Annotated in this window: 23 protein-coding genes and 1 riboswitch; of the genes, 15 read left to right on the top strand and 8 right to left on the bottom strand. The window is 72.0% G+C overall.

The annotated features are described in order from the left end of the window. Positions 1-47: 47 nt before the first annotated feature. The 5 genes from AC1DE0_RS09800 to AC1DE0_RS09780 form a co-directional block, all read right to left on the bottom strand. Positions 48-1,037, bottom strand: coding sequence for a carbohydrate kinase family protein (locus AC1DE0_RS09800; RefSeq protein WP_478100121.1), 990 nt, complete (start codon positions 1,035-1,037; stop codon positions 48-50). Positions 1,038-1,226: 189 nt separating this feature from the next. Continuing rightward, complete coding sequence (gene erpA / locus AC1DE0_RS09795; protein ID WP_045192555.1) at positions 1,227-1,604, bottom strand: iron-sulfur cluster insertion protein ErpA; 378 nt, start codon at positions 1,602-1,604, stop codon at positions 1,227-1,229. A gap of 137 nt (positions 1,605-1,741) precedes the next feature. After that, the gene (locus AC1DE0_RS09790; protein ID WP_478099816.1) at positions 1,742-2,908 is read right to left on the bottom strand and encodes a glycerate kinase family protein; all 1,167 of its coding nucleotides are present in this window, start codon (positions 2,906-2,908) and stop codon (positions 1,742-1,744) included. Between the two features lie 141 nt (positions 2,909-3,049). After that, entirely contained in the window at positions 3,050-4,174 is a 1,125-nt protein-coding gene (locus AC1DE0_RS09785) for an S-adenosylmethionine:tRNA ribosyltransferase-isomerase (RefSeq protein WP_478099814.1), read from the bottom strand. Continuing rightward, a complete protein-coding gene (locus AC1DE0_RS09780; protein WP_478099812.1) occupies positions 4,171-4,896 on the bottom strand; it encodes an SDR family NAD(P)-dependent oxidoreductase in 726 nt (241 codons plus the stop codon). The genes AC1DE0_RS09785 and AC1DE0_RS09780 overlap by 4 nt, the downstream gene beginning before the upstream one ends. Before the next feature lie 131 nt (positions 4,897-5,027). On the opposite strand from AC1DE0_RS09780, the gene nadA reads away from it, so the two are divergent. Together nadA and AC1DE0_RS09770 are read left to right on the top strand one after the other, a co-directional pair. Next, positions 5,028-6,230, top strand: coding sequence for a quinolinate synthase NadA (nadA, locus tag AC1DE0_RS09775; protein WP_478099810.1), 1,203 nt, complete (start codon positions 5,028-5,030; stop codon positions 6,228-6,230). 4 nt (positions 6,231-6,234) lie between these two features. After that, positions 6,235-7,059, top strand: coding sequence for a metallophosphoesterase family protein (locus AC1DE0_RS09770; RefSeq protein ID WP_478099806.1), 825 nt, complete (start codon positions 6,235-6,237; stop codon positions 7,057-7,059). Positions 7,060-7,085: 26 nt separating this feature from the next. Here AC1DE0_RS09770 and AC1DE0_RS09765 read toward each other — a convergent pair whose 3' ends face one another. Beyond that, positions 7,086-8,453, bottom strand: a complete 1,368-nt coding sequence (locus AC1DE0_RS09765) for a M20/M25/M40 family metallo-hydrolase (protein ID WP_478099804.1) — start codon at positions 8,451-8,453, stop codon at positions 7,086-7,088. Positions 8,454-8,512: 59 nt separating this feature from the next. On the opposite strand from AC1DE0_RS09765, the gene AC1DE0_RS09760 reads away from it, so the two are divergent. The 7 genes from AC1DE0_RS09760 (at position 8,513) to AC1DE0_RS09730 (ending at position 14,860) form a co-directional block, all read left to right on the top strand. Continuing rightward, complete coding sequence (locus AC1DE0_RS09760; protein ID WP_478099802.1) at positions 8,513-9,322, top strand: methyltransferase; 810 nt, start codon at positions 8,513-8,515, stop codon at positions 9,320-9,322. Positions 9,323-9,353: 31 nt separating this feature from the next. Next, positions 9,354-9,941, top strand: coding sequence for a protein-L-isoaspartate O-methyltransferase family protein (locus AC1DE0_RS09755; protein WP_478099800.1), 588 nt, complete (start codon positions 9,354-9,356; stop codon positions 9,939-9,941). Positions 9,942-10,210: 269 nt separating this feature from the next. Then, positions 10,211-11,212, top strand: a complete 1,002-nt coding sequence (locus tag AC1DE0_RS09750) for an ABC transporter ATP-binding protein (RefSeq protein WP_478099798.1) — start codon at positions 10,211-10,213, stop codon at positions 11,210-11,212. Continuing rightward, positions 11,209-12,024, top strand: coding sequence for an ABC transporter permease (locus AC1DE0_RS09745; protein ID WP_478099796.1), 816 nt, complete (start codon positions 11,209-11,211; stop codon positions 12,022-12,024). The genes AC1DE0_RS09750 and AC1DE0_RS09745 overlap by 4 nt, the downstream gene beginning before the upstream one ends. A 76-nt stretch (positions 12,025-12,100) precedes the next feature. After that, a complete protein-coding gene (locus AC1DE0_RS09740; protein WP_478099794.1) occupies positions 12,101-13,546 on the top strand; it encodes an ABC transporter permease in 1,446 nt (481 codons plus the stop codon). A gap of 59 nt (positions 13,547-13,605) precedes the next feature. Continuing rightward, entirely contained in the window at positions 13,606-14,220 is a 615-nt protein-coding gene (locus tag AC1DE0_RS09735; RefSeq protein WP_478099792.1) for a plastocyanin/azurin family copper-binding protein, read from the top strand. 61 nt (positions 14,221-14,281) lie between these two features. Next, positions 14,282-14,860 carry a DUF3043 domain-containing protein gene (locus AC1DE0_RS09730; RefSeq protein WP_478099790.1) on the top strand — a complete coding sequence of 193 codons (579 nt, stop codon included), beginning with the start codon at positions 14,282-14,284 and terminating at the stop codon, positions 14,858-14,860. A gap of 57 nt (positions 14,861-14,917) precedes the next feature. Here AC1DE0_RS09730 and AC1DE0_RS09725 read toward each other — a convergent pair whose 3' ends face one another. Continuing rightward, positions 14,918-16,273, bottom strand: a complete 1,356-nt coding sequence (locus AC1DE0_RS09725; RefSeq protein WP_478099788.1) for a serine hydrolase domain-containing protein — start codon at positions 16,271-16,273, stop codon at positions 14,918-14,920. After that, positions 16,270-16,485, bottom strand: coding sequence for a hypothetical protein (locus AC1DE0_RS09720; RefSeq protein ID WP_478099786.1), 216 nt, complete (start codon positions 16,483-16,485; stop codon positions 16,270-16,272). The genes AC1DE0_RS09725 and AC1DE0_RS09720 overlap by 4 nt, the downstream gene beginning before the upstream one ends. A 53-nt stretch (positions 16,486-16,538) precedes the next feature. Next, positions 16,539-16,653: riboswitch (cobalamin riboswitch) on the top strand. Positions 16,654-16,761: 108 nt separating this feature from the next. Between AC1DE0_RS09720 and AC1DE0_RS09715 the strand changes: the two genes are divergently transcribed. The 6 genes from AC1DE0_RS09715 to AC1DE0_RS09690 are packed head-to-tail and all read left to right on the top strand — an operon-like array spanning position 16,762 to position 22,471. Next, positions 16,762-17,523, top strand: a complete 762-nt coding sequence (locus AC1DE0_RS09715; RefSeq protein WP_478099783.1) for an SCO2322 family protein — start codon at positions 16,762-16,764, stop codon at positions 17,521-17,523. Between the two features lie 21 nt (positions 17,524-17,544). Further along, positions 17,545-18,624 carry an energy-coupling factor transporter transmembrane component T gene (locus tag AC1DE0_RS09710; protein WP_478099781.1) on the top strand — a complete coding sequence of 360 codons (1,080 nt, stop codon included), beginning with the start codon at positions 17,545-17,547 and terminating at the stop codon, positions 18,622-18,624. Continuing rightward, entirely contained in the window at positions 18,621-20,243 is a 1,623-nt protein-coding gene (locus AC1DE0_RS09705; RefSeq protein ID WP_478099779.1) for an ABC transporter ATP-binding protein, read from the top strand. Before AC1DE0_RS09710 ends, AC1DE0_RS09705 begins: the two co-directional genes overlap by 4 nt. Then, on the top strand, positions 20,240-21,079 hold the full coding sequence (locus AC1DE0_RS09700; RefSeq protein ID WP_478099777.1) for an ECF transporter S component: 840 nt from the start codon (positions 20,240-20,242) through the stop codon (positions 21,077-21,079). Before AC1DE0_RS09705 ends, AC1DE0_RS09700 begins: the two co-directional genes overlap by 4 nt. After that, positions 21,076-21,678 (top strand): bifunctional adenosylcobinamide kinase/adenosylcobinamide-phosphate guanylyltransferase, encoded by a 603-nt coding sequence (locus AC1DE0_RS09695; protein ID WP_478099775.1) that lies wholly within the window; start codon positions 21,076-21,078, stop codon positions 21,676-21,678. Before AC1DE0_RS09700 ends, AC1DE0_RS09695 begins: the two co-directional genes overlap by 4 nt. After that, entirely contained in the window at positions 21,671-22,471 is an 801-nt protein-coding gene (locus AC1DE0_RS09690; protein WP_478099773.1) for an adenosylcobinamide-GDP ribazoletransferase, read from the top strand. Before AC1DE0_RS09695 ends, AC1DE0_RS09690 begins: the two co-directional genes overlap by 8 nt. Positions 22,472-22,523: the final 52 nt, after the last annotated feature.

Below are 22,523 nucleotides of genomic sequence, written 5' to 3'. Positions count from 1 at the left end.
GGTGCGCTTCTCGTGGGGTGGCGGTCAGCGGCCGAGCGACGACGTCGTCACGGGCGCGGGCAGGTGATGTGCGGGCCGATCTCGTCGGCCGACTCGCTGCCGTACGCGTCGGCGAGGCGCTCGAGGAAGCGCTCCTTGCCGAGGACGTACTCCTGCGTGCCGACCGTCTCGATGACGTAGGTCGCCAGCATCGAGCCGAGCTCGGCGCAGCGCTGCACGGGCAGGCCGGCCGCGAGGCCCGTCAGGTAGCCGGCGCGGAACGCGTCGCCGACGCCCGTGGGGTCGGCCTTGCGCACCTCGCGGGCGATGCCGACCTCGACGGTCTCGCTCTCGCCCCGCACCCGGACGGTGACGCCGTCCTTGCCGCGGGTCTTGACCTGCACCCGGACCCGGTCGGCGAGCTCGTCCTCACTCCACCCCGTCTTCTGGCAGGCCAGGTGGCTCTCGTACTCGTTGGTGAACAGGTAGTCGGCGCCGTCGATGAGCCGGGCGATCGTGGGACCGTCGCAGAAGGCCAGCTGCTGGGACGGGTCGGCCGCGAAGGGGATCTCACGGGACCGGCACTCGTCGGAGTGGCGCAGCATCGCCTCGGGGTCGTTGGCGCCCACGACGACGAGGTCGAGGCCGCCGGCGCGCTTGGCGACCGGGGCCAGCTCGATGTCGCGGGCCTCGGTCATGGCACCGGCGTAGAAGGTGGCGATCTGGGCCATGTCGCGGTCGGTGGTGCAGATGAAGCGGGCGGTGTGCTGCGACTCGGAGTAGTGCACCCCGCCGCAGTCGACGCCGTGGCGCTCGAGCCAGCTGCGGTAGTCGGTGAAGTCCTCGCCCACCGCGCCGACGAGCAGGGGTCGCTGGCCCAGGTTGGCCATGCCGAAGGCGATGTTGGCCGCCACCCCACCTCGCCGCACCTGGAGGTCCTGGGTCAGGAACGAGAGCGAGATCTTGTCGAGCTGCTCCACGACGAGCGAGTCGGCGAACAGTCCGTCGAACGTCATCAGGTGGTCGGTGGCGATGGAACCGGTGATAGCGATCTGCACAGGCATGAACCTACCCGCCATGGTGGTGCCATCGGTCACGGCCGCACCGGACGCACCGCGGGCACTGAGCGCACCGGACGCACGGGGTGCGGAGAGCGAGCGGAAGAGGCCCGGAGACGGCGAAGGGCCCGACCGTGACGGTCGGGCCCTTCGGGTGGCGTCGCGTGGTGGTGGCCGACGCCGTGCGGCTCAGCTGAACGAGTCGCCGCAGGCGCAGCTGCTGCCCGCGTTGGGGTTGTCGATCGTGAAGCCCTGCTTCTCGATCGTGTCGGCGAAGTCGATCGTGGCGCCCTCGAGGTACGGGGAGCTCATGCGGTCGACGACGACCTCGACACCGTCGAAGTCGCGGACGAGGTCACCGTCGAGGGTGCGCTCGTCGAAGTAGAGCTGGTAGATGAGGCCGGAGCAGCCGCCCGGCTGGACACCCACGCGCAGGCGGAGGTCGTCGCGACCCTCCTGCTCGAGCAGGCTCTTCACCTTCGTGGCCGCGACGTCCGTCAGGACGACACCGTGGGCGGGAGCCTCGGTCTGAACCTCGGCGGGAGATGCGTTCGTCTCGACACTCATGTGTTGGTCCTTCACGTCGTGGAGCATGGGTCAGGAGTGACAACCCATGCCGTATCGGATGTGTTCCCGACTCCCACAGGATACGTCGGGCCACCGACGATCCGTGCATCGTGCCGGACGTCGGGGGGGTCGGTCGCTCAGGATGTGGACGGCGACCAGGTGCGAGCGACGCGGGCGGCGCGGGCGGCGAGGCGTTCGGCCGGTTCGGCGAGGGCTGCGGCGACCTGGTCGGGACGCTCTGCCACGGCATACACGCCAGAGAGCCCTGCTGCCATGGCCTCACGCCGACCCACGAGCGTCTGGCCCGGAACCGCGATGACGGGGACCCCGACGCGAGCAGCAGCTTCGGCGACCCCCACGACGACCTTGCCGCGCAGCGACTGCCAGTCGAAGCTGCCCTCCCCCGTCACCACGAGGTCGGCACCGGCGACGAGGTCGGCGAAGTCGACGGCGTCGAGCACGGCCTCGACGCCCGAGACGCGTCGCGCGCCCAGCAGGTGGAGGGCGTAGCCGAGCCCTCCAGCGGCGCCGGCGCCCGCCTCGCGCTCGGGCTTCAGCAGGTTGCCGGTGAGCAGGTCCCGCGCCGGGGGTCGGACGCGTGCGACGACGCTGGCGAAGTGGCCGAGCGCGTTCTCGAGCCGTTGGGCGTCCTCCTCGGTGGCACCCTTCTGCCGGCCGAAGACGGCGCTCGCTCCCTTGAGGCCGAGCAGGGGCGAGTCGACGTCGCTCGCGATGACGAGGTCGACGCCCCGCAGTCTCTCGCGGGCGGCGTCGAGCCCGGCGACGTCGTCGAGGGTCGTCGCCTCGAGCGCCAGGCCGCCTCTGCCGAGCCGCGCGACGGGCCCGGCGCCGAGGGCTGCGAGCAGGCCGGCGCCGGCGTCGTTGGTGCCTGACCCGCCGAGCCCGATGACGATGCGACGCGCCCCCGCATCGAGCGCCGCCAGCACGAGGGAACCGACGCCGACCGTCGACGTACGCGTGGGGTCACGTTCGTCGGGTGCGAGCAGGTGCAGCCCGGCAGCCTGGGCGGACTCGATGTAGGCCGTGCGACCTCCGGCGCCCGAGGTGATCAGGATCGTGGCCGGCACCTCGCGCCCGAGCGGGTCGGTCGTGACGACGGCGTGCACCTCGCCGTCGAGGTTCTCGGCCAGCACGTCGACGAAGCCGGGGCCGCCGTCGGAGAGGGGCACGCGGGTGAGCCGGTCGTTCGGTGCGGTGCGGGCCCAGCCCTCGGCCATCGCGTCCGCTGCCTGGAGCGCCGTGAGGGTGCCGGTGTAGCAGTCCGGGGCGATGATGACGTGCACAGCCGGCATCCTCCCACCGCCCCGGCCCACTCCGTCACGCTCGGCGTGCAACGAAGCGTTCTCTCGATTGAAGGACGGGTCCGATCGAGAGGACACTCCGTCACGCTCGGCGTACAACCAGGCGTTCTCTCGATCGGGTCTTCAGGGACGGCGCGGGAGGAAGAGGCCGGCGTCGCCGAACTCGTGCCAGGCGTAGCGGTGTGCGACGGCCTCGTCGTAGGCGCGCTGCGTCAGCGCCTCACCCGCCACGGACTCGACGAGCAGCAGGTGCGACGCGTCCGGGTTGTGCCACCCGGTGACGAGGCCGTCGACGACCCGGGGCGGCCGCTCGGGTGAGATGACGACCTCCGTCCAGCCGGCCGCCGCGTGCACCGTGCCGTGCTCGTCCGCCGCGGACTCGATCGCGCGGGTCGCCGTCGTGCCGACCGCGACGATGCGGCCGCCACCGGCCCGCACGTGGTTGACGAGTGCGGCCGTGGCGCCGGAGACCGCGAAGCGCTCCGGCTGGGGCGCCTCCCCCGCCTCCTGCGACGACAGCCCGGTGTGCAGGGTGATCGGCGCGACCAGCACTCCCGCACTCACGAGCTCGGTGACGAGCTGCGTCGTGAACGGCCTCGCCGCACTCGCCATCTCGGCGCTGCCGGGCACCGAGGCGAAGACCGTCTGGTACGCCTCGACGGGGAAGCGCTCACGCAGGTAGCCGTACGCCACCGGCCGGCCGTGGCTCTCCAGGTGGTGGGCCAGCGTGCACTCGTCGAGCTCCACGGCGGTCCAGAGCCGGTTGCCCCTGCCGGTCGGCGAGGAGCCGGCACGCGGGTACGGCGCGACGAGGCGTAGCCGTGGTCCGTCGACCGCCGCCCGGCGACCGACGCGGCTCCCGATCAGCTCGACGACGTCACCCTCTGCTGCGTCGAGGACCGGGTGGGCCGCATCCGGGGCGGTGCGCAGCTCGACCACCCACGTGCAGTCGTCCAGCTCCGTCGCGACGTGGACGACCACCGCGCCGCGTCCGGCGAGCCGGCCGTCGACCTCGGCCGCGATCGTCGCGGAGTTGTTGACGAGGAGCAGATCGCCGGGCCGCAGGTGGTCGCCGAGGTGTGCGAACGTCGTGTGCTCGATGGTGGTCGAGCCGTCCGTCGCCTCGGTGGCGACGAGCAACCGCACCCCGTCGCGACTCAGCCCCCGAGCCTCCGGAGGTGCCGCGGCCGTGAGGTCCTCGGTGCTCCGGAAGACCGTGTGCGGGGCGTGCGCGAGCGTCGTCGTCACGAGGCCACCCCCGTGGTCGTCGCGGGGAGCAGGTCCGCCGCGCGGTAGCGACCGCTCGCGGGGCGCGCGTCGAGGAGCGCCATCACGGCCGGCACCGCGACGTCGTCCGGCAGCGGCCGGTCGGAGATGTCCTCGCCGGTGAACGCCGCCTGGTGCATGGCCGTGCGCATGTCGCCTGGGTCGACGGCGTACGCCCTGATGCCGGGTTCCTCGGCCGCGAGCGTCAGGGTGAGGTGGTCGAGCGCGGCCTTGGACGCGCCGTAACCGCCCCACGTCTCGTAGTGCTCGACGCCCGCGTCCGAGGATACGTCGATGACCACACCGGAGGCCGTCACGATCAGCGGCAGGAGGTCGCGCAGGAGCGCGTGCGGGGCGAGGACGTTGACGGCGAGCACGGCGGCCAGGTCGTCGGTCGTCAGCTCGCGCAGGGGCCGGAGCGGAACGGGGCCCAGCGCGCTGGCGTTGTTGACGAGCAGGTCGAGCCCGCTCGGGCCGGCCATCTCGCGGACGACGTCGACGACCTCGCTCCGGTGGACGGCGTCGCTGACGTCGCCGGCGACCCCGACTGCTCCGTGCCCGTGGTGGCGCAGTGACTCGACGGTCTCGGCGACGTCGGTCGCGGACCGGGCGGTGACGACGAGGTCCCAGCCCCGAGCGGACAGGGCATCGGAGAGCGCTCGGCCGAGGCCGCGTGTGGCACCCGAGATGAGAGCGGTGGGCATGTGGACTCCTAGGTTCGTGAGGTCGATGTCCACAGCGTCAGACATCAAGTCGACTTGAAGTCAAGGGCGTATGCCGGGACCTGCGTCGGGCGGTGACGGCGCCTCCTCACCCGGCGGCATACGATCTGGGCATGACGACGGCACCGGCCCCGCTCCCCCTCCTCGTGCTCGGGCAGGGCACCGACCTGCACACCGAGCGCGGGGTCGAGTGCCCCGGCGACCTCCCGGCCCCGTCGGACCCCGACCTGGTGTCGCGGGCACGGGCCGCGAAGGCCGCCCTGGGCGACCAGGTGTTCGTGCTGGGACACCACTACCAGCGCGACGAGGTCATCGAGTTCGCCGACGTCACCGGCGACTCCTTCAAGCTGGCCCGCGACGCCGCCGGCCGGCCCGACGCGCCCTACATCGTCTTCTGCGGCGTGCACTTCATGGCCGAGTCGGCCGACATCCTCACCAGCGACGAGCAGACCGTGATCCTGCCCGACCTCGCCGCCGGCTGCTCGATGGCCGACATGGCCGCGATCGCCCAGGTCGAGGACTGCTGGGACCAGCTCGCCGCAGCCGGCGTGGCCGACCGGACGATCCCGGTCACCTACATGAACAGCTCGGCGGCCATCAAGGCCTTCACCGGCCGTCACGGCGGCACCATCTGCACCTCCTCCAACGCCCGCACCGCCCTCGACTGGGCCTTCGACCAGGTCGGCGGCGTCGGGCTGGACGGGAGCGGCACCGGCAAGGTCCTCTTCCTGCCTGACCAGCACCTCGGCCGCAACACGGCCGTGCGCGAGCTCGGCCTCTCGCTCGACGACTGCGTCGTCTGGGACCCGCACCGCCCGAACGGCGGCCTGACGCGCGAGCAGCTCGAGAACGCCCGGATGATCCTGTGGCGCGGCCACTGCTCGGTCCACGGCCGCTTCTCCGTCGAGGCCGTCGAGGCGGCCCGCCGCGAGATCCCCGACGTCAAGGTGATCGTGCACCCCGAGTGCCGCTACGAGGTCGTCGACCTCGCCGACGAGGTCGGCTCGACCGAGAAGATCATCCAGACGATCGAGGCGGCACCCGACGGCACCTCATGGGTGGTCGGCACCGAGCTCAACCTCGTGCGTCGCCTTGCCAGGCAGTTCCCGAACCAGCGGATCGCCTTCCTGGAGAAGAACGTCTGCTACTGCTCGACGATGAACCGCATCGACCTGCCGCACCTGGTGTGGGCGCTCGAGTCGCTCGTCGAGGGCCGCGTCGTCAACCCGATCCGCGTCGACCCGACCGTCGCGGCCGAGGCACGGGCCGCACTCGACCGGATGCTCGCCCTGCCCGGCAAGACCCACAAGGACTGAGCCCGTGGCGCTGCCGCTCGACCGCATCGCCGTCATCTCCGACGTCCACGGCAACGTCACCGCCCTCGAGGCCGTCCTCGCCGACATCGAGGCGCGTGGCATCACCCGGGTGCTCAACCTCGGCGACGTCGTCGGCAAGGGACCTCGCGGCGCCGAGGCGATCAAGAGGACGCGCGTCACGTGCGAGGTCACGGTCCGCGGCAACTGGGACTCGCTCATCGGGGACTGGGAGGGCTTCGTCGCACGCGGCGACGTGCCGCGGTTCGAGGCCGGCCAGTGGACGCGCGACGAGCTCACCGAGGAGGACGCCGCCTGGCTCGTGTCGCTGCCCAACGCGTACGACCTGGTCATGAGCGGCAAGCGCATCCGGCTGTTCCACGCGTCGCAGACGAGCGAGTTCGTACGCGTGCGCTGGGAGCACACGATGGACGAGTTCCGCGGCATGTTCACCAACACCGACTTCACCGGCCCCTGGGCACCGGCCCTGCCCGGGCACCCGTCCGACGCGTGGCCTGAGGGCACAACACCGGACGTCGTGGGCTACGGAGACATCCACGGCGCCTACCTCGAGGCCGACGAGGGGCTCCTGCTCTTCAACGCCGGGGCCGTCGGCAACCACCTCGACGGGCCCACCGCGCCCTACTGCATCCTCGAAGGCGTCACCGACTCCCTGGTGCCCCAGAGCTTTTCGGTCAACTTCGTGCGAGTGCCCTACGACATCGAGGCCGAGGTTGCCGCGGCCCGCGACCTCGGGATGCCCGACGTCGACGCGTACGCCCTCGAGCTGCGCGAGCAGGTCTATCGAGGTGCCGGCAAGCCCGCCTCCTGAGGCGGGCCTGCCGAACGACCTGAGCGTCAGCCGCGCTGCAGTGCGCCCAGACGGGCGAGGAAGACGGCCTCGGCCACGCACACCTTCTCGAACTCGTCGAGGTGCAGGGACTCGTTGGCCCCGTGGGCCCGCGTGTCGGGGTCCTCGACGCCCGTGACGATGATCGCGGCGTCCGGGAAGCGCGCGGAGAAGTCGGAGATGAACGGGATCGACCCGCCGACGCCCATGTCGACCGGCTCGGTGCCCCACGCGTCGGCGAACGATGCCCTCGCCTGGTCGTAGACGGGCCCGTCGGCGTCGGCCGCGAAGCCGGAGCCGTGCTCCTCGAGCTCGATCGACACCCGCGCACCCCAGGGGGCGTTGGCCTCGAGGTGCTCGCGCACGCGCTCGAACGCGGCCATCGGGTCCTGAGTCGGCGCCAGACGCACCGAGATCTTCGCGGCGGCCTTGGCGGACAGGGTGTTCGAGGCCTTGTCGATGCTCGTCGCGTCGATGCCGATCGTCGTGATCGAGGGCTTGTTCCACAGTCGCGACAGGATCGAGCCGGACCCGATGAGCGAGACGCCGTCGAGCAGGCCGGACTCGCTGCGGAAACGCTGCTCGTCGTACGCGATGTCGGCGGCCTCGCCCGCGTCGAGGCCTGCGACGGCCACGTTGCCCTCGTCGTCGTGCAGTGAGGCGAGCAGGCGCACGAGTGCCGTGACCGCGTCCGGCGCCGCGCCGCCGAACATCCCCGAGTGGACGGAGTGGTCGAGCGTCTGCACCCGGACGACGACGCGGATGCCGCCGCGCAGCGTGGTCGTCAGCGCCGGCGTGCCGATGTCCCAGTTGCCCGAGTCGGCGATCACGATCGCATCAGCGGCGAGCCGGTCGCCGTGCTTCTCCAGGATCGTGCCGAGCGACGGGGAGCCGGACTCCTCCTCGCCCTCGACGAAGACCGTCACGCCGACGGGCAGGTCGCCCGCGTGTGCCCTCAGGGCGGCGATGTGTGCCATCACCCCCGCCTTGTCGTCGGCAGCCCCGCGGCCGTAGAGCCGGCCGTCGCGCTCCTGGGGCTCGAACGGGGCGCTGTCCCAGTCGGTCTCGTCGCCGGGAGGCTGGACGTCGTGGTGGGCGTAGAGGGTTACGGTCGGGGCGCCCTCGGGCCCTGCGAGGTGCCCGATGACGGCCGGACGGCCGCCCTCGACGACGACCTCGACGTCGAGGCCCTCGCGGCGCAGCAGCTCCGCCACGGCGTCGGCGCTGCGAGCGACCTCGCCCTGGTCGAACGACGCGGCCGAGACGCTCGGGATGCGCACGAGGTCCTCGAGGTCGGCGCGGACCTGGGGCATCAGCCCCGCCACGCGCTCGCGGAGCTGCTGGATCTGGTCGGGGGTGAGTGCATCGGTGGTCACGGAGCGACCCTACCGAGCCGGGTCTGGGCGGCGTCGGTGGTGGTGTGTACGTTCACCCGATGGCAGACAACACGTTCGTGGCCGGCCAGCGGCCCTGGCTCCAGCGGCTGGGCAACCTTCGCAACGTGGTCCGTCAGGAGATGGTCACCCGCCAGCTGGCCGCGCACCTGCCTCGCGGTCCCCTGCGGGTGCTCGACGTCGGCGCGGGCCAGGGCACGCAGGCCCTGCACCTCGCGCGGCTGGGGCACACCGTGACGGCCGTCGAGCCCGACGGGCGGATGAGGACTGCGTTCGAGGAGGCGGCGGCGCACCTCACCGACGCCCAGCGTGACCACGTCACCCTGCTCGCGACCGACCTGGCCGGGCTGGCCAGCGTGACGCAGCCGACGGCATACGACGTCGTCATGTGCCACGGGGTGCTGATGTACCTCCCCGAAAGCCGGCCTGCCGTCGCCGCGCTCGCGCGCCGGGTCGCACCCGGGGGCGTCGTCTCGGTCGTGGCCCGCAACGGCGACGCGATGGCCTGGCGTCCAGCCGCCCGCCATGACTGGCCGGCCGCGCTCGCGGTCCTCGACGAGACGCGCCGCGCGGTCGACGAGGGCCGAAGTGCCCGTTACCGCAACGAGATCGGCGTCGATGCCCGCGCCGACACCAGGGCGTCGCTGACGGCCGACTGTGAGGCGGCCGGCCTCGAGGTCACCGCCTGGTACGGCATTCGCGTCGCGAGCGACAACGTGCCCGTCGACGAGCCCGCCCCCGAGGGCGACGACCTCGCCGCCCTCCTCGACGTCGAGGAGCGGCTGGGGTCGACCGACCCCTACCGCGCCCTTGGCACCCTCGTGCACGTCGTCGCCCGCAGAAGGGGCTGACGGGCCGGTCCTGTCGTGCTTGGCTCGGAGCATGGACGCCGTGGACGCCGTCGACGCCGCCTTCGAGGCGGTGCCGCGCGAGGGTTTCCTCCCCCGCAGAGCGCGGTCGCGGGCCGGCCACGACGGCCCCATCCTCATCGGGCACGGACAGACCAACTCGCAGCCGCGCACCGTCGCCGACATGCTCCGCCTCCTCGACGTGCGCCCGGGTCAGCGAGTCCTCGACGTCGGCTCCGGCTCGGGCTGGACGACCGCGCTGCTCGCCCACCTGACCGGTCCGCAGGGCGCCGTCCTGGGCGTCGAGCTGGAGCCCGACCTCGCCCGTTGGGGGGCCGAGAACGTCGCAGCCCTGCGTATGCCGTGGGCCAGCGTGCGCGAGTCCCTTCGAGGGGTGCTCGGTGACCCCGAGCACGGGCCCTGGGACCGCATCCTGGTGTCCGCCGAGGCAGAAGAGCTTCCCCCGTCCCTGGTGAGGCAGCTGGCGGACCCCGGGCGGCTCGTCATCCCCGTCGCCGGCACCATGACCCTCGTGGTCCGCGCCGGCGGCGACGTGTCGACGAGCGGGCACGGTCGCTACCGGTTCGTCCCCCTGAGGCAGCCTCACGCCGGCACGACCTGAGCGTCCGCCTCGCGCTCGCAGCCCGGCGCCGACGCGTACCGAACCGTGCAAACCGGGGGGAACGTGACTCTGCGCCTTCTGGGTTCGCGCGTTCTTGGCTGGGAATACCATGAATGCCAGGCGCCGGCAACAGCGGTTGGTTGTACGAGCGTCGACTTGGCCTCAGTCCCCGGGGGTGGGGGCGTCTGGATGGCCGCACTCTGACGGACCGTCGCGGGCACGCGATCAGCGACGTCCGCGCCCGGTGCGCAGACAGGAGGTCGGCAGGGATGAACCACGCACCTGAGGCGCGGACCACGCGCCCGGCCGAGATCCTCTCGGCCGAGGATTTGCGCAAGACCTGCGGGGAGCGAGTGGCCCTGAAGGGCCTCACGTTCTCGCTCGATGCCGGCAGGGTCCTGGGATTCCTCGGACCCAACGGCGCCGGCAAGACGACGTCGATCAGGATCCTCACGACGATCCTCCGACCGACGGCGGGCCGGTTCGTCGTCGACGGCATCAGCTCCGACCATCCGGTCGACATACGCCGCCGCATCGGGGTGCTGCCCGAGGGGCTGGGGTTTCCCCGGCAGATGACCGCCCACAGCTACCTCGTCTACTTCGGCCAGCTCTACGGTCGACCGGTTGCCGAGGCCCGACGCATCGCCTCGGGCCTGCTCGACGACGTCGGGCTGCAGAACCGCCGGGACTCGAGCATCGGCTCCTTCAGCCACGGCATGCGGCAGCGCCTGGGCATCGCGCGAGCACTCGTCAACGACCCGGCCGTCGTCTTCCTCGACGAACCCACCCTGGGACTCGACCCGCGTGGCCAGCGCGAGCTGCTTCGACTGGTGCAGAGGATCGCGAAGGAGCGCAACAAGGGCGTCGTGCTGTGCAGCCACCTCCTGTCGGAGATCGAGGGAGTCTGCGACGACGTGGTCATCATGAACGCCGGGGTCGTCGTCGCCAAGGGCACCGTCGCCGAGGTCGTCGGACAGGCGAATCCGGAGCTCGGCCACGTCGTGCGCATCCGCGTGCCGGCCGAGTTGGTCCCGAGGGCCCAGGGCCTGCTCGAGGTGCTCCCCGGCATCGAGGGAACGGAGCCCGCCCCAGGGGCGCCTGGATGGCTGGACGTGAAGCTGCACCCGAACGGATCCGGCCCGGAGCCGCAGGTCGGGAACGACCTCCTCGAGGCCCTCATCCGTGGAGAGGTTCCCGTCCTGGGACTCGACACCGGCGGCGGACGGCTGGAGGACGTGTTCCTCAGGCTGACCGCGGAGGCGATCCGGTGAGCCACGCCCTCGCCCCCAGTGACGCAGGCCCGGCGGCAGGAAGGGTCGCTGCTCCTTGGTGGCTGGTCTTCAAGCAGGACTTCGTCGAGATGTGGGCAGGGGGCCGCGTCCTCAGGTTCCTCACGCTCTACACGGTCCTGATGTCGGTGACGGCCTACCTGCTGGCCACGAACAACGAGCTCAAGCTGGTGACCTTGCGGGCGTCGGTCGTGGTGGCGGTCACGTCGACGATCACGTTCGGCCTGTTCATCGGGCTTGTCATCGGCGCGGAGAGCATCAGCGGCGAGCGCGAACGGGCAACCCTGGAGCCGCTGCTCCTCACCCCGACGGGTCACCGGCAGGTCGTGCTGGGCAAGTTCGTCGCAGCCCTCTCCCCCTGGCCGGCAGCCTTCCTCCTGTCGGTGCCGTACGTCGTGACCCTGTCGCACGGTGACCCCGTGGTCTGGAGCGCGCTGCTCTGGAGTGCCGTGCTGGGGACGCTGCTTGCCATCGCGTTCGTGGCTTTCGGCATGCTGGTCAGCATCTGGTCGGACTCGAGCCGCGTCAGCCTCTTCGTGTGCCTGCTCGTCTATGCCGGGATGCTCATCCCGGCTCAGCTGCCCACCGAGTTCCTCAGCTCACCCGGCGGGGTCCTCGTCTCGGCGCTGGACCCGGTGGAGTCCGCGAGCCTGCTGCTGACCAAGGTCGTCGACGAGGGCAAGTCCCTCGGCGAGGCCTGGGTCTACCTCGTCGCCCCGACCGTGATGACGGTCCTGATCACCGGGGTGCTGTTCCTCTACTTCGCGCCGCGCGTACGCCTCGCGGCGGAATGACAGGGCCCGCAATGAGCCGGCTGCGGTCAGGAGCCGACGAACACCGCATCAGGGGGCTAGGCAGGGAGGCATTCTCATGAGCGTCGCAGTGAAGCAGCACAGCGCGCAGGTCGAGGTGGCGGAGCGGCACCGGGGTGCGCCTCCGGTGTGGTGGCTGGTGTTCAGGCGGGAGTTCGTCGACCTGTGGACCGGAGGTCGGGTGCTGCTGCTGCTCGTCCTCTTCAGCCTCGTGATGTCCGTGACCTCCGCACTCCGGGAGCTGGAGAGCGGACTGAGCCTGATCCCACCGGTGGAGATGGCGTTCCTCACCATCCTCAGCGGCATCTCCTTCGGGCTCTTCGTCGGGATGGTCATCGGTGCGGACGGCGTCAGCGGCGAGCGTGAACGGGCGACGCTGGAGCCCCTGCTGCTGACTCCCGTCAAACCACGTCAGATCGTGCTCGGGAAGTTCCTTGCCGCGAGGTCGCCGTGGCCCGTGACCTTTCTGCTGACGATCCCGTACGTCGTCGTCCTCGCGCACGGGGACGACAGCGTGAAGGAGGGACTGCTGCTGGGAGCCCTCCTCGGCGGTCTCCTCGCCATCGCGTTCACCGGCTTCGGGCTGCTCCTCAGCATCTGGGCCAGGTCGAACCGGGCGAGCCTCTTCGCGAGCCTGGTCGTCTATCTCGTCTTCCTCATCCCGACCCAGTGGCCCGGCAGCGCCCAGAAGGGCGACCTCGGCTACCTGATCCAGCAGTTCAACCCGCTGCAGGCCTCGAGCGAGTTCCTGGAGAAGGTGCTCGTGAACAACAGGACCGTCGCCGAGAAGATGCCCTACCTGCTGGCCGCGATCTTCTCCGCCGTGGGCGTGCTGGCAGTCCTCTTCCTGTATGCCGCCCCGAGGCTTCGTCTGGACCGGGACGCCTCACGTCACTCGGCGTCCAGAGTGGGACGGGTGGCAGGTGTCCTCCTCGTCTCGGGCGTCACTCTGGCGATGGTGGCCGCGCCGGCGACTCGGGCCGCGGCTGCCCCGGCATCCTCGGCAGCATCGGTGCAGCGGCTGCAGATCTCGGTGGACCTCGAGTACAAGACCGTCAGTGCCGGTGACGAGGTCGAGTTCGACACGGTCGTCACGAATGCAGGCACGGTCGACACGGCGCCGCTCAACGTGGCCATGAACATCGTCAAGACAGGCAAGGGCGACCCGGTCGACCCCGAGGACTGGTCGCCTGAGCGCACCCAGCAGGTCGACGCCCTCGCCCCCGGCGAGTCCAGCGACCAGACCTGGACGGTCGAGGCGATCCTCGAGGGCGACTACCTCGTGTACCTGACGGTGCTTCCTCAGCCCGCCGGGCGGAACGCGACCTCGCAGCCCGTCTCGAGTCCCGCCATCCATCTCACCGTCAGGCCCTTCGCGACGACCAACCCCGGGGGCGTGCTCCCCGTGGCGATCGCCACCCCGGCCGCCCTGATGCTGATCGCCGTGATCCCGATGCTGCGCCGCCGACGGTCACGGGACCAGGCGCCCGCGGACGAGAGCTGACTCGCGGGCGCCGGCGCACGACCGCGTTACCGACCGGACCCGAAGGGGAGGAAGCCCAGATGACCAGTGCACGCATACCGAGTCCAACGCGACGCCGTCGTCACCTGCTGACGAGCGTGACGGGGATCGTCGCCTGCAGCGTCCTGGCTGCCGCCTGCAGCGGAGCCCCTCAGCCGAATGTGCCCCCTCCTGCTGCGGCCGCGTCGGTGGAGTCCTCGACGTCGACCGGTCCGGACCCCGACGAGGTCGGCACGGCCACGCAGGATCCTGGCGCCACCCAGCCGGTCGCCGCAGGCACGATCAGGGTGGAGGTCGGCTCCGCGACCGGCGCCACCGAGTACCGCTACGACAAGGTGACGCTCGCCGAGCCCTCCGGTGTGAAGATCCGGCTGAAGTTCGTCAACCACACGGACGCCAAGGACGAGATCGGCCACAACTGGGTTCTCGTCGAGCCCGGACAGGAGAACAAGGTCATCGCGAGCGGCAAGGCGGCTGGTGACGACAAGGACTGGCTCGACGTCGACGACCCGGCCATCCTCGCGCACACCCGACTGATCGAAGGTGGGCAGAGCAACACGGTCACCTTCAAGGTCCCGCCGGGCACCTACACCTACCTGTGCACCTTCCCCGATCACTATGCGGGCGGCGAGAAGGGCACGTTGGTCATCAAGTAGCCGGTCGTCGTCACTGGGGCGCGATGCGGGGCTACCGCCGGGTTCGGCTTAGAGTGACTCCGTGTTCGGACGCAAGAAGACCCTCAACGACGAGCTCGCCACCTCGGCCGAGACCGACCCGGCCCGCCCCGGCGCCAAGAACCGGCCCACGCCGAAGCGGCGCGAGCAGGAGGCCCTCAACAAGCGTCCGCTCATCGTCACCGACCGCAAGGCGGCCACGAAGCAGGACAAGACCGCGCGACGCGAGGCGATGGCCAAGCAGCGCGCCGGCATGCTCGTCGGCGACGAGAAGTACCTCCCCGCCCGCGACAAGGGCGCGCGCCGTCGCTTCATCCGCGACTCGGTCGACTCCCGCTGGAACATCGGCGAGTTCATGCTGCCGATCATGCTCATCGTGCTGCTGCTCAGCTTCGTCCGCACGAGCTGGGCGCTGCTGCTCGTCTTCGTGCTGGTCTACGGCCTCATCCTCGTGGCCATCGGCGATGCCGTGCTCATGTGGCGCCGCACCCGCCGCAAGGTCGAGGACAAGTTCGGCCAGGCCGAGAAGGGCGACGCGTGGTACGCCATCATGCGCGCCTTCCAGATGCGACGCACCCGCATGCCGAAGCCGCAGATCGACCGCGGCAACCCCCCGGCCTGACTCGGCCGAGTTCCCCAGCCAGCCCACCGGACCGACCCTGCAGGCCAGTCCTGCAGGTCAGTCCTGCAGGTCGGCGAACGCCAGGGGCTCTCGCGTGACGGCATACGTGGCGAAGTAGAGCTTCTGGACCGTGCCGTCGCTGTCCCGGACGACGTCGAGCACCTCGCCGCGCTCGCGCCCCTCGACCGCGCGGTAGCGGTCGGGACCCTCTGCGGCATACCTCGTCTCCGAGAGCGTGTCGTCGTCGCTCAGCCGTGACCACAGCTGACCCCCGCGCACGAAGAAGGTGAGGGGGGAGCCCTCGGACCACCAGAGCCCGAGCAGCTCGGTGAGCGCGGGCTGGTCGACCTCGGGAACCCAGGCGCCCAGGAGCGACGGCTCGGCATCGACGACGGCCTCGACCAGGTCGGTCGCGAGGGCGAGTGTCAGCGCCCCAGACGTCGCGTTGGCGAAGACGATCGCCCCGATGCCCTCGTTGCGGCGCACCCGCAGCCCGGTGAGGAAGCCGGGCATGGCCCCCCCGTGGCCGACGAAGACCCGGTCGCCACGCCGGCCCATGCCGAAGCCCAGGCCGTAGGCGCCGCCCCAGCCGTCGACGTCGGTCATGATGATCGGCCGGCACATCTCGTCGAGCGTCTCTGGCCTGACGACCCGGTCGTCGGGTGTCGCGACGTAGGCGGCGTAGCGGGCCATGTCGGCCACGGTCGACCAGAGGCCACCGAGCGGCGCCGTCGCGTTGAGCGTGAAGAGCGGCTCCTCGCGGGCGGTGCCGGCATACGGGTCGACCTGGTAGCCGAGGGCGCGGTCGTCGGCCGGCGCCAGCCCGGTGCGCGTCATCCCGAGCGGGTCGAGCACGCGCTCGCGCACGACCGCCTCCCAGTCCTGTCCGGTGACTCGCTCGACGACCTGGCCGAGCAGCCCGTACGCGAGGTTGGAGTAGTGGAACGCATGGTGGGCCGGCAGCACCTGCTCGGCCTCCTCCACGCCGGCGAGGAACGCCTCGCGCTCGGGCGCCTCGAGGCTCTCCCAGATGTTGCCGACCGGCTCGCGCTGCAGCCCTGAGGCGTGGGCGAGCATCTGCCGCAGGGGAACCCGTGCGTGCCTGCTGCCGGGAACGTACGCGTCGAGGGTGTCGTCGAGCGAGAGCCGGTCCTCGTCACGCAGCGACATGACGGCCAGCGCGGTGAACGTCTTCGTGACCGAGCCGATCATGAACTGGGTGTCGTCGCCGGCCGGAGCCGGCTGCTCGCCGACACGCGCCGATCCGACGTGGGCCGACCACACGAGGGCTCCGTCACGCACGACGCCGACGCTGACCCCAGGGGCACGCCAGGACCGCTGGGCGGTGACGACGCGGGCGAGCAGGTCGCGCTCGAGGCCGGCCGACAGCGCCGCCGTCGCCGTCCGGCTCACTCGGACGCCCGCAGGCTCATCGGGCCGTAGACGTCGGTGCCGTCCTCGCGGAGCGTGACCGCCTCGACACCGCCCTTGAGCAGCTCCTTCCACGACTCGCCGAGATAGCTCTCGGCGTCGCTCTGGGTCGGGAAGCCGCTGGTCGTGAGCCCCTCCCCCTGCATCGGCTCGCCGTGGGCGTCGAGGAACAGCCAGGTCCAGTCAGCGCTCATACGGCCACCCTAGACGGCGCCGTGTTTGACGTGCGGCAGGCCACCGTGCCACGGTTCGCGTAACCGAAGGACGATGGGGCAAGCCGGTGCGACTCCGGCGCTGACCCGCAACCGTGATGCCATCCCCCTGCCGCTGCGCGGCCCGGGGTGACCAGCCGGAAAACCCGCGTCCCACCGGCTCCTTTGTCAGTCTGTCGTGGAATGCGGACCGGAGTCACCCGCCGGGCCGGCAGCAGCCACCAACCCGACACGGTGTCCGACCCGCGAGGAGGAAACGTGTCCGTTGCCCGTCGTGCCCCGTTGCGAGTCGTGCTCGCCGCCCTCGTGGCGGCCTGCCTCGCTGCCCTGACCGTCGCACCGGCTCACGCCGCTGCCTTCCGGTTCTGGGGCTTCTACCAGCTCACGAACGGTGCCTGGGCCTTCGCCCAGAAGGGCTCGGACCAGACGGTTCCGAAGGACGGCAGCGTCGACGGCTGGCGCTTCGCCGTTGCCGACGAGGCCTCGACCCGCTTCCCCCGGGCCGTGCTGACCTTCGACCAGATCTGCGCCGCGACCCCCGCCCAGACGGGCAAGAAGCGCGTCGGTGTCGTCGTCGACTTCGGACGACCCGCCGACTCCTCGGACAACGCGACGCCCCCCGAGCCCAAGGCGGTGTGCGCCGTCGTCGCGACGGACGCGACGAGCTCCGTCGTGCTCGCAGCCGCGGGCGAGGTGCGCACCGAGAAGGGTCTCGTCTGCGGTGTCGCGGGCTACCCGGCGACGGAGTGCGGGGCGCCCGTCAAGACCGTCACCCCGGAGGCGAAGGCACCGGACCAGCCCGTGACGATCGCGGCGCCGGCCGCCACGCCCACTGCAGCGGCGTCGACCCCAGCGTCGGCGAGCACCGGTTCCGACGTCGCCGCGGCCCCCACCGCAGCGAGCTCGGGAACGAACACGACGGCATACGTCATCGCGATCATCGTGCTGCTCGCGCTCATCGGCTACCTCGTCTTCCGCTCGCGCTCCCGCGCCCGCGCCCGCGCCCGCCAGGACGGCTGAGGCCGTGGAGACGACGCCGGCGTGACACAGCAGCGTGCGCGGCTCCAGCACCCAGCAGCCTGGTGGCTCTGGGGGCTGGGCCTCGCGACGGCTGCCTCACGCACGACGAACCCGGCCGTGCTCCTGCTCGTCATCGGCGTCTGCGTGCTCGTCGTCAGCGAACGCCACGACCCGGCCACGCCCAACCCGCTGCCGGCCTTCCTCGTCATCGGTGCCGTCATCCTCGCGTTCCGCCTCGTCATGACCGCCGTGCTCGGCAACGGCATCGTCGGTGACACGGTGGTCGTCACGCTGCCACGCGTCCCGCTCCCCGACTGGGCGGCCAACGTCCGGCTGGGCGGCGCGATCACGCTCGAGGCGCTGCTGTATGCCGCCTACGACGCCCTCCGGCTCGGCGCGATCCTCGCGTGCCTCGGTGCGGCCAACGCCCTGGCGAGCCCTCGCCGGCTGCTGCGCTACCTGCCCGCCACGCTCTACGACGTCGGCACCGCCGTCGTCGTCGGCCTGACCTTCGCGCCGCAGCTGCTCACGGACGCGCGCGACGTCCGGGCCGCCCGCACTCTTCGCGGTCGCGACGGCCGCGGGCTGCGCGAGACGGCGCGGCTCACCGTGCCGGTGCTCGAGACGGCGTTCGAGCGGTCCCTGGGGCTCGCCGCGTCGATGGAGTCGCGCGGCTACGGGCGCGCCGTCACGTCGTCGTCCACCAGCCGGCGCACGGCCACCGGGCTGGCGCTCGCAGGCCTCGTCGGCGTGCTCGCCGGGCTGTACGGGCTGCTCGACGCCTCCGCCGGCGGCCTGCTGGGCCTGCCGGTGCTCGTGCTGGGGGCGGCCCTCGCGACGGCGAGCCTCGTGGTGGGCGCCTCGCGCGACGTGCGCTCCGGCCACCGCCGTGACCGCTGGGCGTGGACCGAGACCGTGACCGTGGCGTCCGGGCTGGTGCCGGCGGCCGTTCTCGTCGTCGGGTCGGTGCAGGGCTGGGACGGCGTCGTGCCGTCGCAGCAGGCCGAGCTGCCGGCCCTGCCCCTGCTCGCGGTGGTCGCCGTGCTGGTGGCCGCCATCCCCGCGTGGGCGACCCCGCCGCCGCGAGAGGCCGCGCCGTGATCACCTTCGACCGCGTGTCGGTCCAGTACGCCGACGCCCMGTCCCCCAGCCTGCACGACGTCACGCTGGAGATCCCCGAGGGCGAGCTCGTCCTCGTCGTCGGGCCCACCGGCAGCGGCAAGTCGACGCTGCTGCGCACCGTCAACGGCCTCGTCCCGCACTTCAGCGGGGGCACCCTGACCGGGCGGGTCACCGTCGACGGCCTCGACACCGCCGAGCACCGTCCCCGCGACCTCGCCACCGTCGTCGGCCTCGTCGAGCAGAACCCGACCTCGACGTTCGTCACCGACGTCGTCGAGGACGAGGTCGCGTACGGCATGGAGACCATGGGACTCGACCCGACGACGATCCGCCGCCGCGTCGAGGAGACCCTCGACCTCTTCGGGCTGACCCCGCTGCGTGGGCGATCCCTGCGCGCGCTGTCAGGCGGTCAGCAGCAGCGCGTGGCTATCGCAGCCCTCTTCGCCGCCGGCCCGCGGGTCCTCGTTCTCGACGAACCCACCTCGGCACTGGATCCCGTTGCGGCAGAGGAGGTTCTCGCATCCCTGCATCGCATCGTCCACGACCTCGGCGTCACCGTCGTCCTGGCCGAGCACCGGCTCGAACGGGTGGTGCACCACGCCGACCGGGTGCTGCTCGTCGACGACGGCCACGTGTCCGAGCTGCTCGAGCCTGCCGAGGCGATGCTGCGCTCGCAGATCTTCCCGCCGGTCGTCGGGCTGTCGCGGCTCGTCGGCTGGTCCCCCACCCCGTTGTCGATCCGGGACGCCCGTCGCAAGGCGGCCTCGCTGCGCGAGGCGCTGGGAGGGTCCACACCTGTCACGACGTCAGACCGTCGGGTCATCGGTCCCGACGACGCGGTCGTGCTCAACGGGGTGCGGGTCGGGCGTGGCGGCAGGACGGTGCTCGATGCGATCGACCTCACCGTCTCGCGAGGCTCGGTCACCGCGCTCATGGGGCGCAACGGGGCCGGCAAGTCGACGATGCTCGGTGCCATCGCCGCCCAGCACCGGCTTGCCGCCGGCCGCGTCAGGGTCGGGGCCGCTGCGACGGACCCCCATGCCACGCTGCCCAGAGACCGGGTGCGCACGGTCGGGCTGGTGCCGCAGCAGCCCGAGCTGCTCCTCTACGCCGACTCCGTGGTGGGCGAGTGCGCCGCGGCCGACTCCGACTTCGCCGCCCCCGCCGGGACCTGCAGCGCCCTCCTCGACCGCATCTCGGGAGGCATCGACCCCACCACGCACCCCCGTGACCTGTCGGAGGGCCAGCGCCTCGAGCTCGCCCTGTCGGTGATCCTGTCCGGCTCTCCCGAGGTCCTGCTGCTCGACGAGCCCACCCGTGGGCTCGACTACGGAGCGAAGCGACGGCTGGGTGAGGTGCTGACGGGGCTCGCCGCGGCCGGCACCACCGTCGTGCTCGCCACCCACGACGTGGAGCTCGCGGCCGAGATCGCCGACCGCGTCGTCATCCTGGCCGACGGCGAGGTCGTCACCGACGGACCCGCCCGTGAGGTGCTGTCGTCCTCGCCGGCCTTCGCCCCCCAGGTCACCAAGGTGCTGCTCCCCCAGACCTGGCTCACCGTCGCCGAGGTCGCGGGTGCACTGGAGCGGATCGCATGACCACCCGTCGCGTCATCCCGCTGCGCTGGCCGGCCGTCGTCGCCGTCGCCGTGGTGGGTGTCGTCGGCCTGGTCGCCTTCACGTGGCCCTTCTTCGTCACCGGCGACGTCGCCCGCGACCACGGCAACGACGCCCCCTGGCTGTTCGCACTGCTGCTGGCCCTGCTCGCCGTCGTCTGCCTCGCCGAGGTCACCGCCGGGCGCCTCGACGCGAAGACCATCGCCGTGCTCGGGGTGGCCGCCGCAGCCGGCGGCGCCCTACGACTGCTCAGCGCCGGCACGGCCGGCCTCGAGCCGATGTTCTTCATCGTCATCGTCGCGGGGTGCGTGCTCGGCCCAGGCGTCGGCTTCGTGTCCGGTGCGCTGGCTGTCACGACCGGCGCCCTGCTGACCGGCGGCGTGGGGCCCTGGCTGCCGTTCCAGATGATCTGCGCGGGCGGGATCGGTCTCGGGGCAGGACTCCTCCCGGTCCGCGCCGGCGGCCGCGCCGAGCGCTGGCTCGTGGCGGCGTACGCCCTCGTCACCGGACTCGCGTACGGCGTCTTCATGAACCTGTGGTTCTGGCCGTTCCTCGGCACCAGTGCGCCGACCGGCATGGGCTTCGTGCCGGGGGCGTCGCTCGTCGACAACCTCGGTCACTACGCGCTCTTCTACGTGACCACCTCGCTCGGCTGGGACCTGCCCCGCGGAGTGCTCAACGCCGTGCTCGTGCTGGTGGGCGGTCCAGCCCTGCTTCGCGTCTTCCGTCGGGGCGCCCGGCGGGCCGCGTTCGGAGTGCCCGTCGTCTTCGCACCCACCGCCGAGAAGCCGCTGCAGGACGCTGGTGGGGCGCGATGACGTCTGCGGCGCCGCGTCGAGCCGCCACCACGACCCTGGTCACCGGACCCGTGCGCAGTGGGAAGAGCCGCCACGCCGAAGACCTCCTCTGGCTGTCCGAGTCGGTCACCTACGTCGCGACCGGCCGCCGCGCGACACCTGACGACCCCGAGTGGAGCCGTCGGGTGGCGGACCACCGCACGCGCAGGCCGGAGTCGTGGCGCACCGTCGAGACCGCGGACGTCGCGGCCACGATCGACACCGCCGCAGGGCCGCTGCTCGTCGACTGCCTCGGCACCTGGCTCACGGCTCTCGTCGACGAGTCAGGGTGGGACGACCTCGTCGCCGCCGCCGAGGTCGTCCACGCCGCCGGTGACCGGCTCGTCGAGTCGCTCTGCGCTGCAACCGTGCCGGTGGTCGTCGTCACCAACGAGGTCGGCTGGTCGCTCGTCCCCACGACGGCGTCCGGGCGGTTCTTCCAGGACGAGCTCGGGCGCCTGAACGCCCAGGTCTCGTCGGTGGCGGCGGGCGTCCACCTCGTGGTGGCCGGGCGCGTGATCGACCTGTCGGACGCGCCCGTGGTGCCGACGCAGCCGCGGCCGAGGACGCTCGATGCGTGATGCCTGGCGGCTCGCGCTCGGCACGTTCACGGCCCTGCGCGTCGGGCCGCCGCGCCGAGTCGACGAGCGGGTGCTGGGTGGCGCGATGCTGTTCGCACCGGTCACGGCCCTTCCCGCCGCGCTCGTCTGGGTCGGTCTCGGGCTGCTCGCAGGCATCTCGGTGCTGCCGGCTGCAGTCGCCGCGGGCCTCGCCCTCGTCGTCACCGCCCTGCTGTCCCGGGCCCTGCACCTCGACGGTCTCGCCGACCTCGCCGACGGCCTGACCTCCGGACACGACCCTGCACGCTCGCTCGACGTCATGCGTCGGGGCGACACCGGCCCGGCGGGGGCTGCTGCGCTGGTGCTCACGCTGCTGCTCGACGCCGCCTGTCTTGCAACGCTCTTCGCCACGGGCGTCGGATCCTCGCTGGCGGTGACCGCCCTGGTTGCCAGCAGGCTCGCGTGCGCGCTGTGCGCCCGACGCGGCATTCCGGCCGCTCGGCCGAAGGGTCTGGGGCAGGGCGTGGCCGGCACCGTCTCCCGGCGTGCCCTGACACTCCTCGTCAGCGTGGTCGCCGTCGTCGCGGCCGGGGCCGGCGCTCTTGCCGGGCACGCCACCGAGCAGTCGCTGTATGCCGTCGCGGCAGCTCACGCGCTCGTCGTGGCGGTCGCCGCCGGTGCCGCCGTCGCCGTCCGTCGGCACGCCGTGCCCCGGCTGGGGGGCGTGACCGGCGACGTCATCGGCGCGGCCATCGAGATCTCGCTGGCCGCCTCCCTCGTCAGCGCCTCCGTCGGGGCTGAGCTCCTCCGCTGAACACCCTGACACCGGCCGCTCGACACGCCCCGATCGTCGAGAGGTCACGGGT

It is taken from the genome of Terrabacter sp. 05T424 (genome assembly GCF_056396225.1).
Note: the sequence above shows the minus strand (reverse complement) of the source record. Positions and strands in the feature narration are given on the sequence as shown.

Coding starts and splice junctions, on each gene's coding strand:
- erpA (WP_045192555.1), bottom strand. CDS start 1,604: ATGAGTGTCGAGACGAACGCATCTCCCGCCGAGGTTCAGACCGAGGCT.
- AC1DE0_RS09690 (WP_478099773.1), top strand. CDS start 21,671: ATGCGTGATGCCTGGCGGCTCGCGCTCGGCACGTTCACGGCCCTGCGC.
- AC1DE0_RS09700 (WP_478099777.1), top strand. CDS start 20,240: ATGACCACCCGTCGCGTCATCCCGCTGCGCTGGCCGGCCGTCGTCGCC.
- AC1DE0_RS09750 (WP_478099798.1), top strand. CDS start 10,211: ATGAACCACGCACCTGAGGCGCGGACCACGCGCCCGGCCGAGATCCTC.
- nadA (WP_478099810.1), top strand. CDS start 5,028: ATGACGACGGCACCGGCCCCGCTCCCCCTCCTCGTGCTCGGGCAGGGC.
- AC1DE0_RS09735 (WP_478099792.1), top strand. CDS start 13,606: ATGACCAGTGCACGCATACCGAGTCCAACGCGACGCCGTCGTCACCTG.
- AC1DE0_RS09720 (WP_478099786.1), bottom strand. CDS start 16,485: ATGAGCGCTGACTGGACCTGGCTGTTCCTCGACGCCCACGGCGAGCCG.
- AC1DE0_RS09755 (WP_478099800.1), top strand. CDS start 9,354: ATGGACGCCGTGGACGCCGTCGACGCCGCCTTCGAGGCGGTGCCGCGC.
- AC1DE0_RS09780 (WP_478099812.1), bottom strand. CDS start 4,896: ATGCCCACCGCTCTCATCTCGGGTGCCACACGCGGCCTCGGCCGAGCG.
- AC1DE0_RS09695 (WP_478099775.1), top strand. CDS start 21,076: ATGACGTCTGCGGCGCCGCGTCGAGCCGCCACCACGACCCTGGTCACC.
- AC1DE0_RS09760 (WP_478099802.1), top strand. CDS start 8,513: ATGGCAGACAACACGTTCGTGGCCGGCCAGCGGCCCTGGCTCCAGCGG.
- AC1DE0_RS09740 (WP_478099794.1), top strand. CDS start 12,101: ATGAGCGTCGCAGTGAAGCAGCACAGCGCGCAGGTCGAGGTGGCGGAG.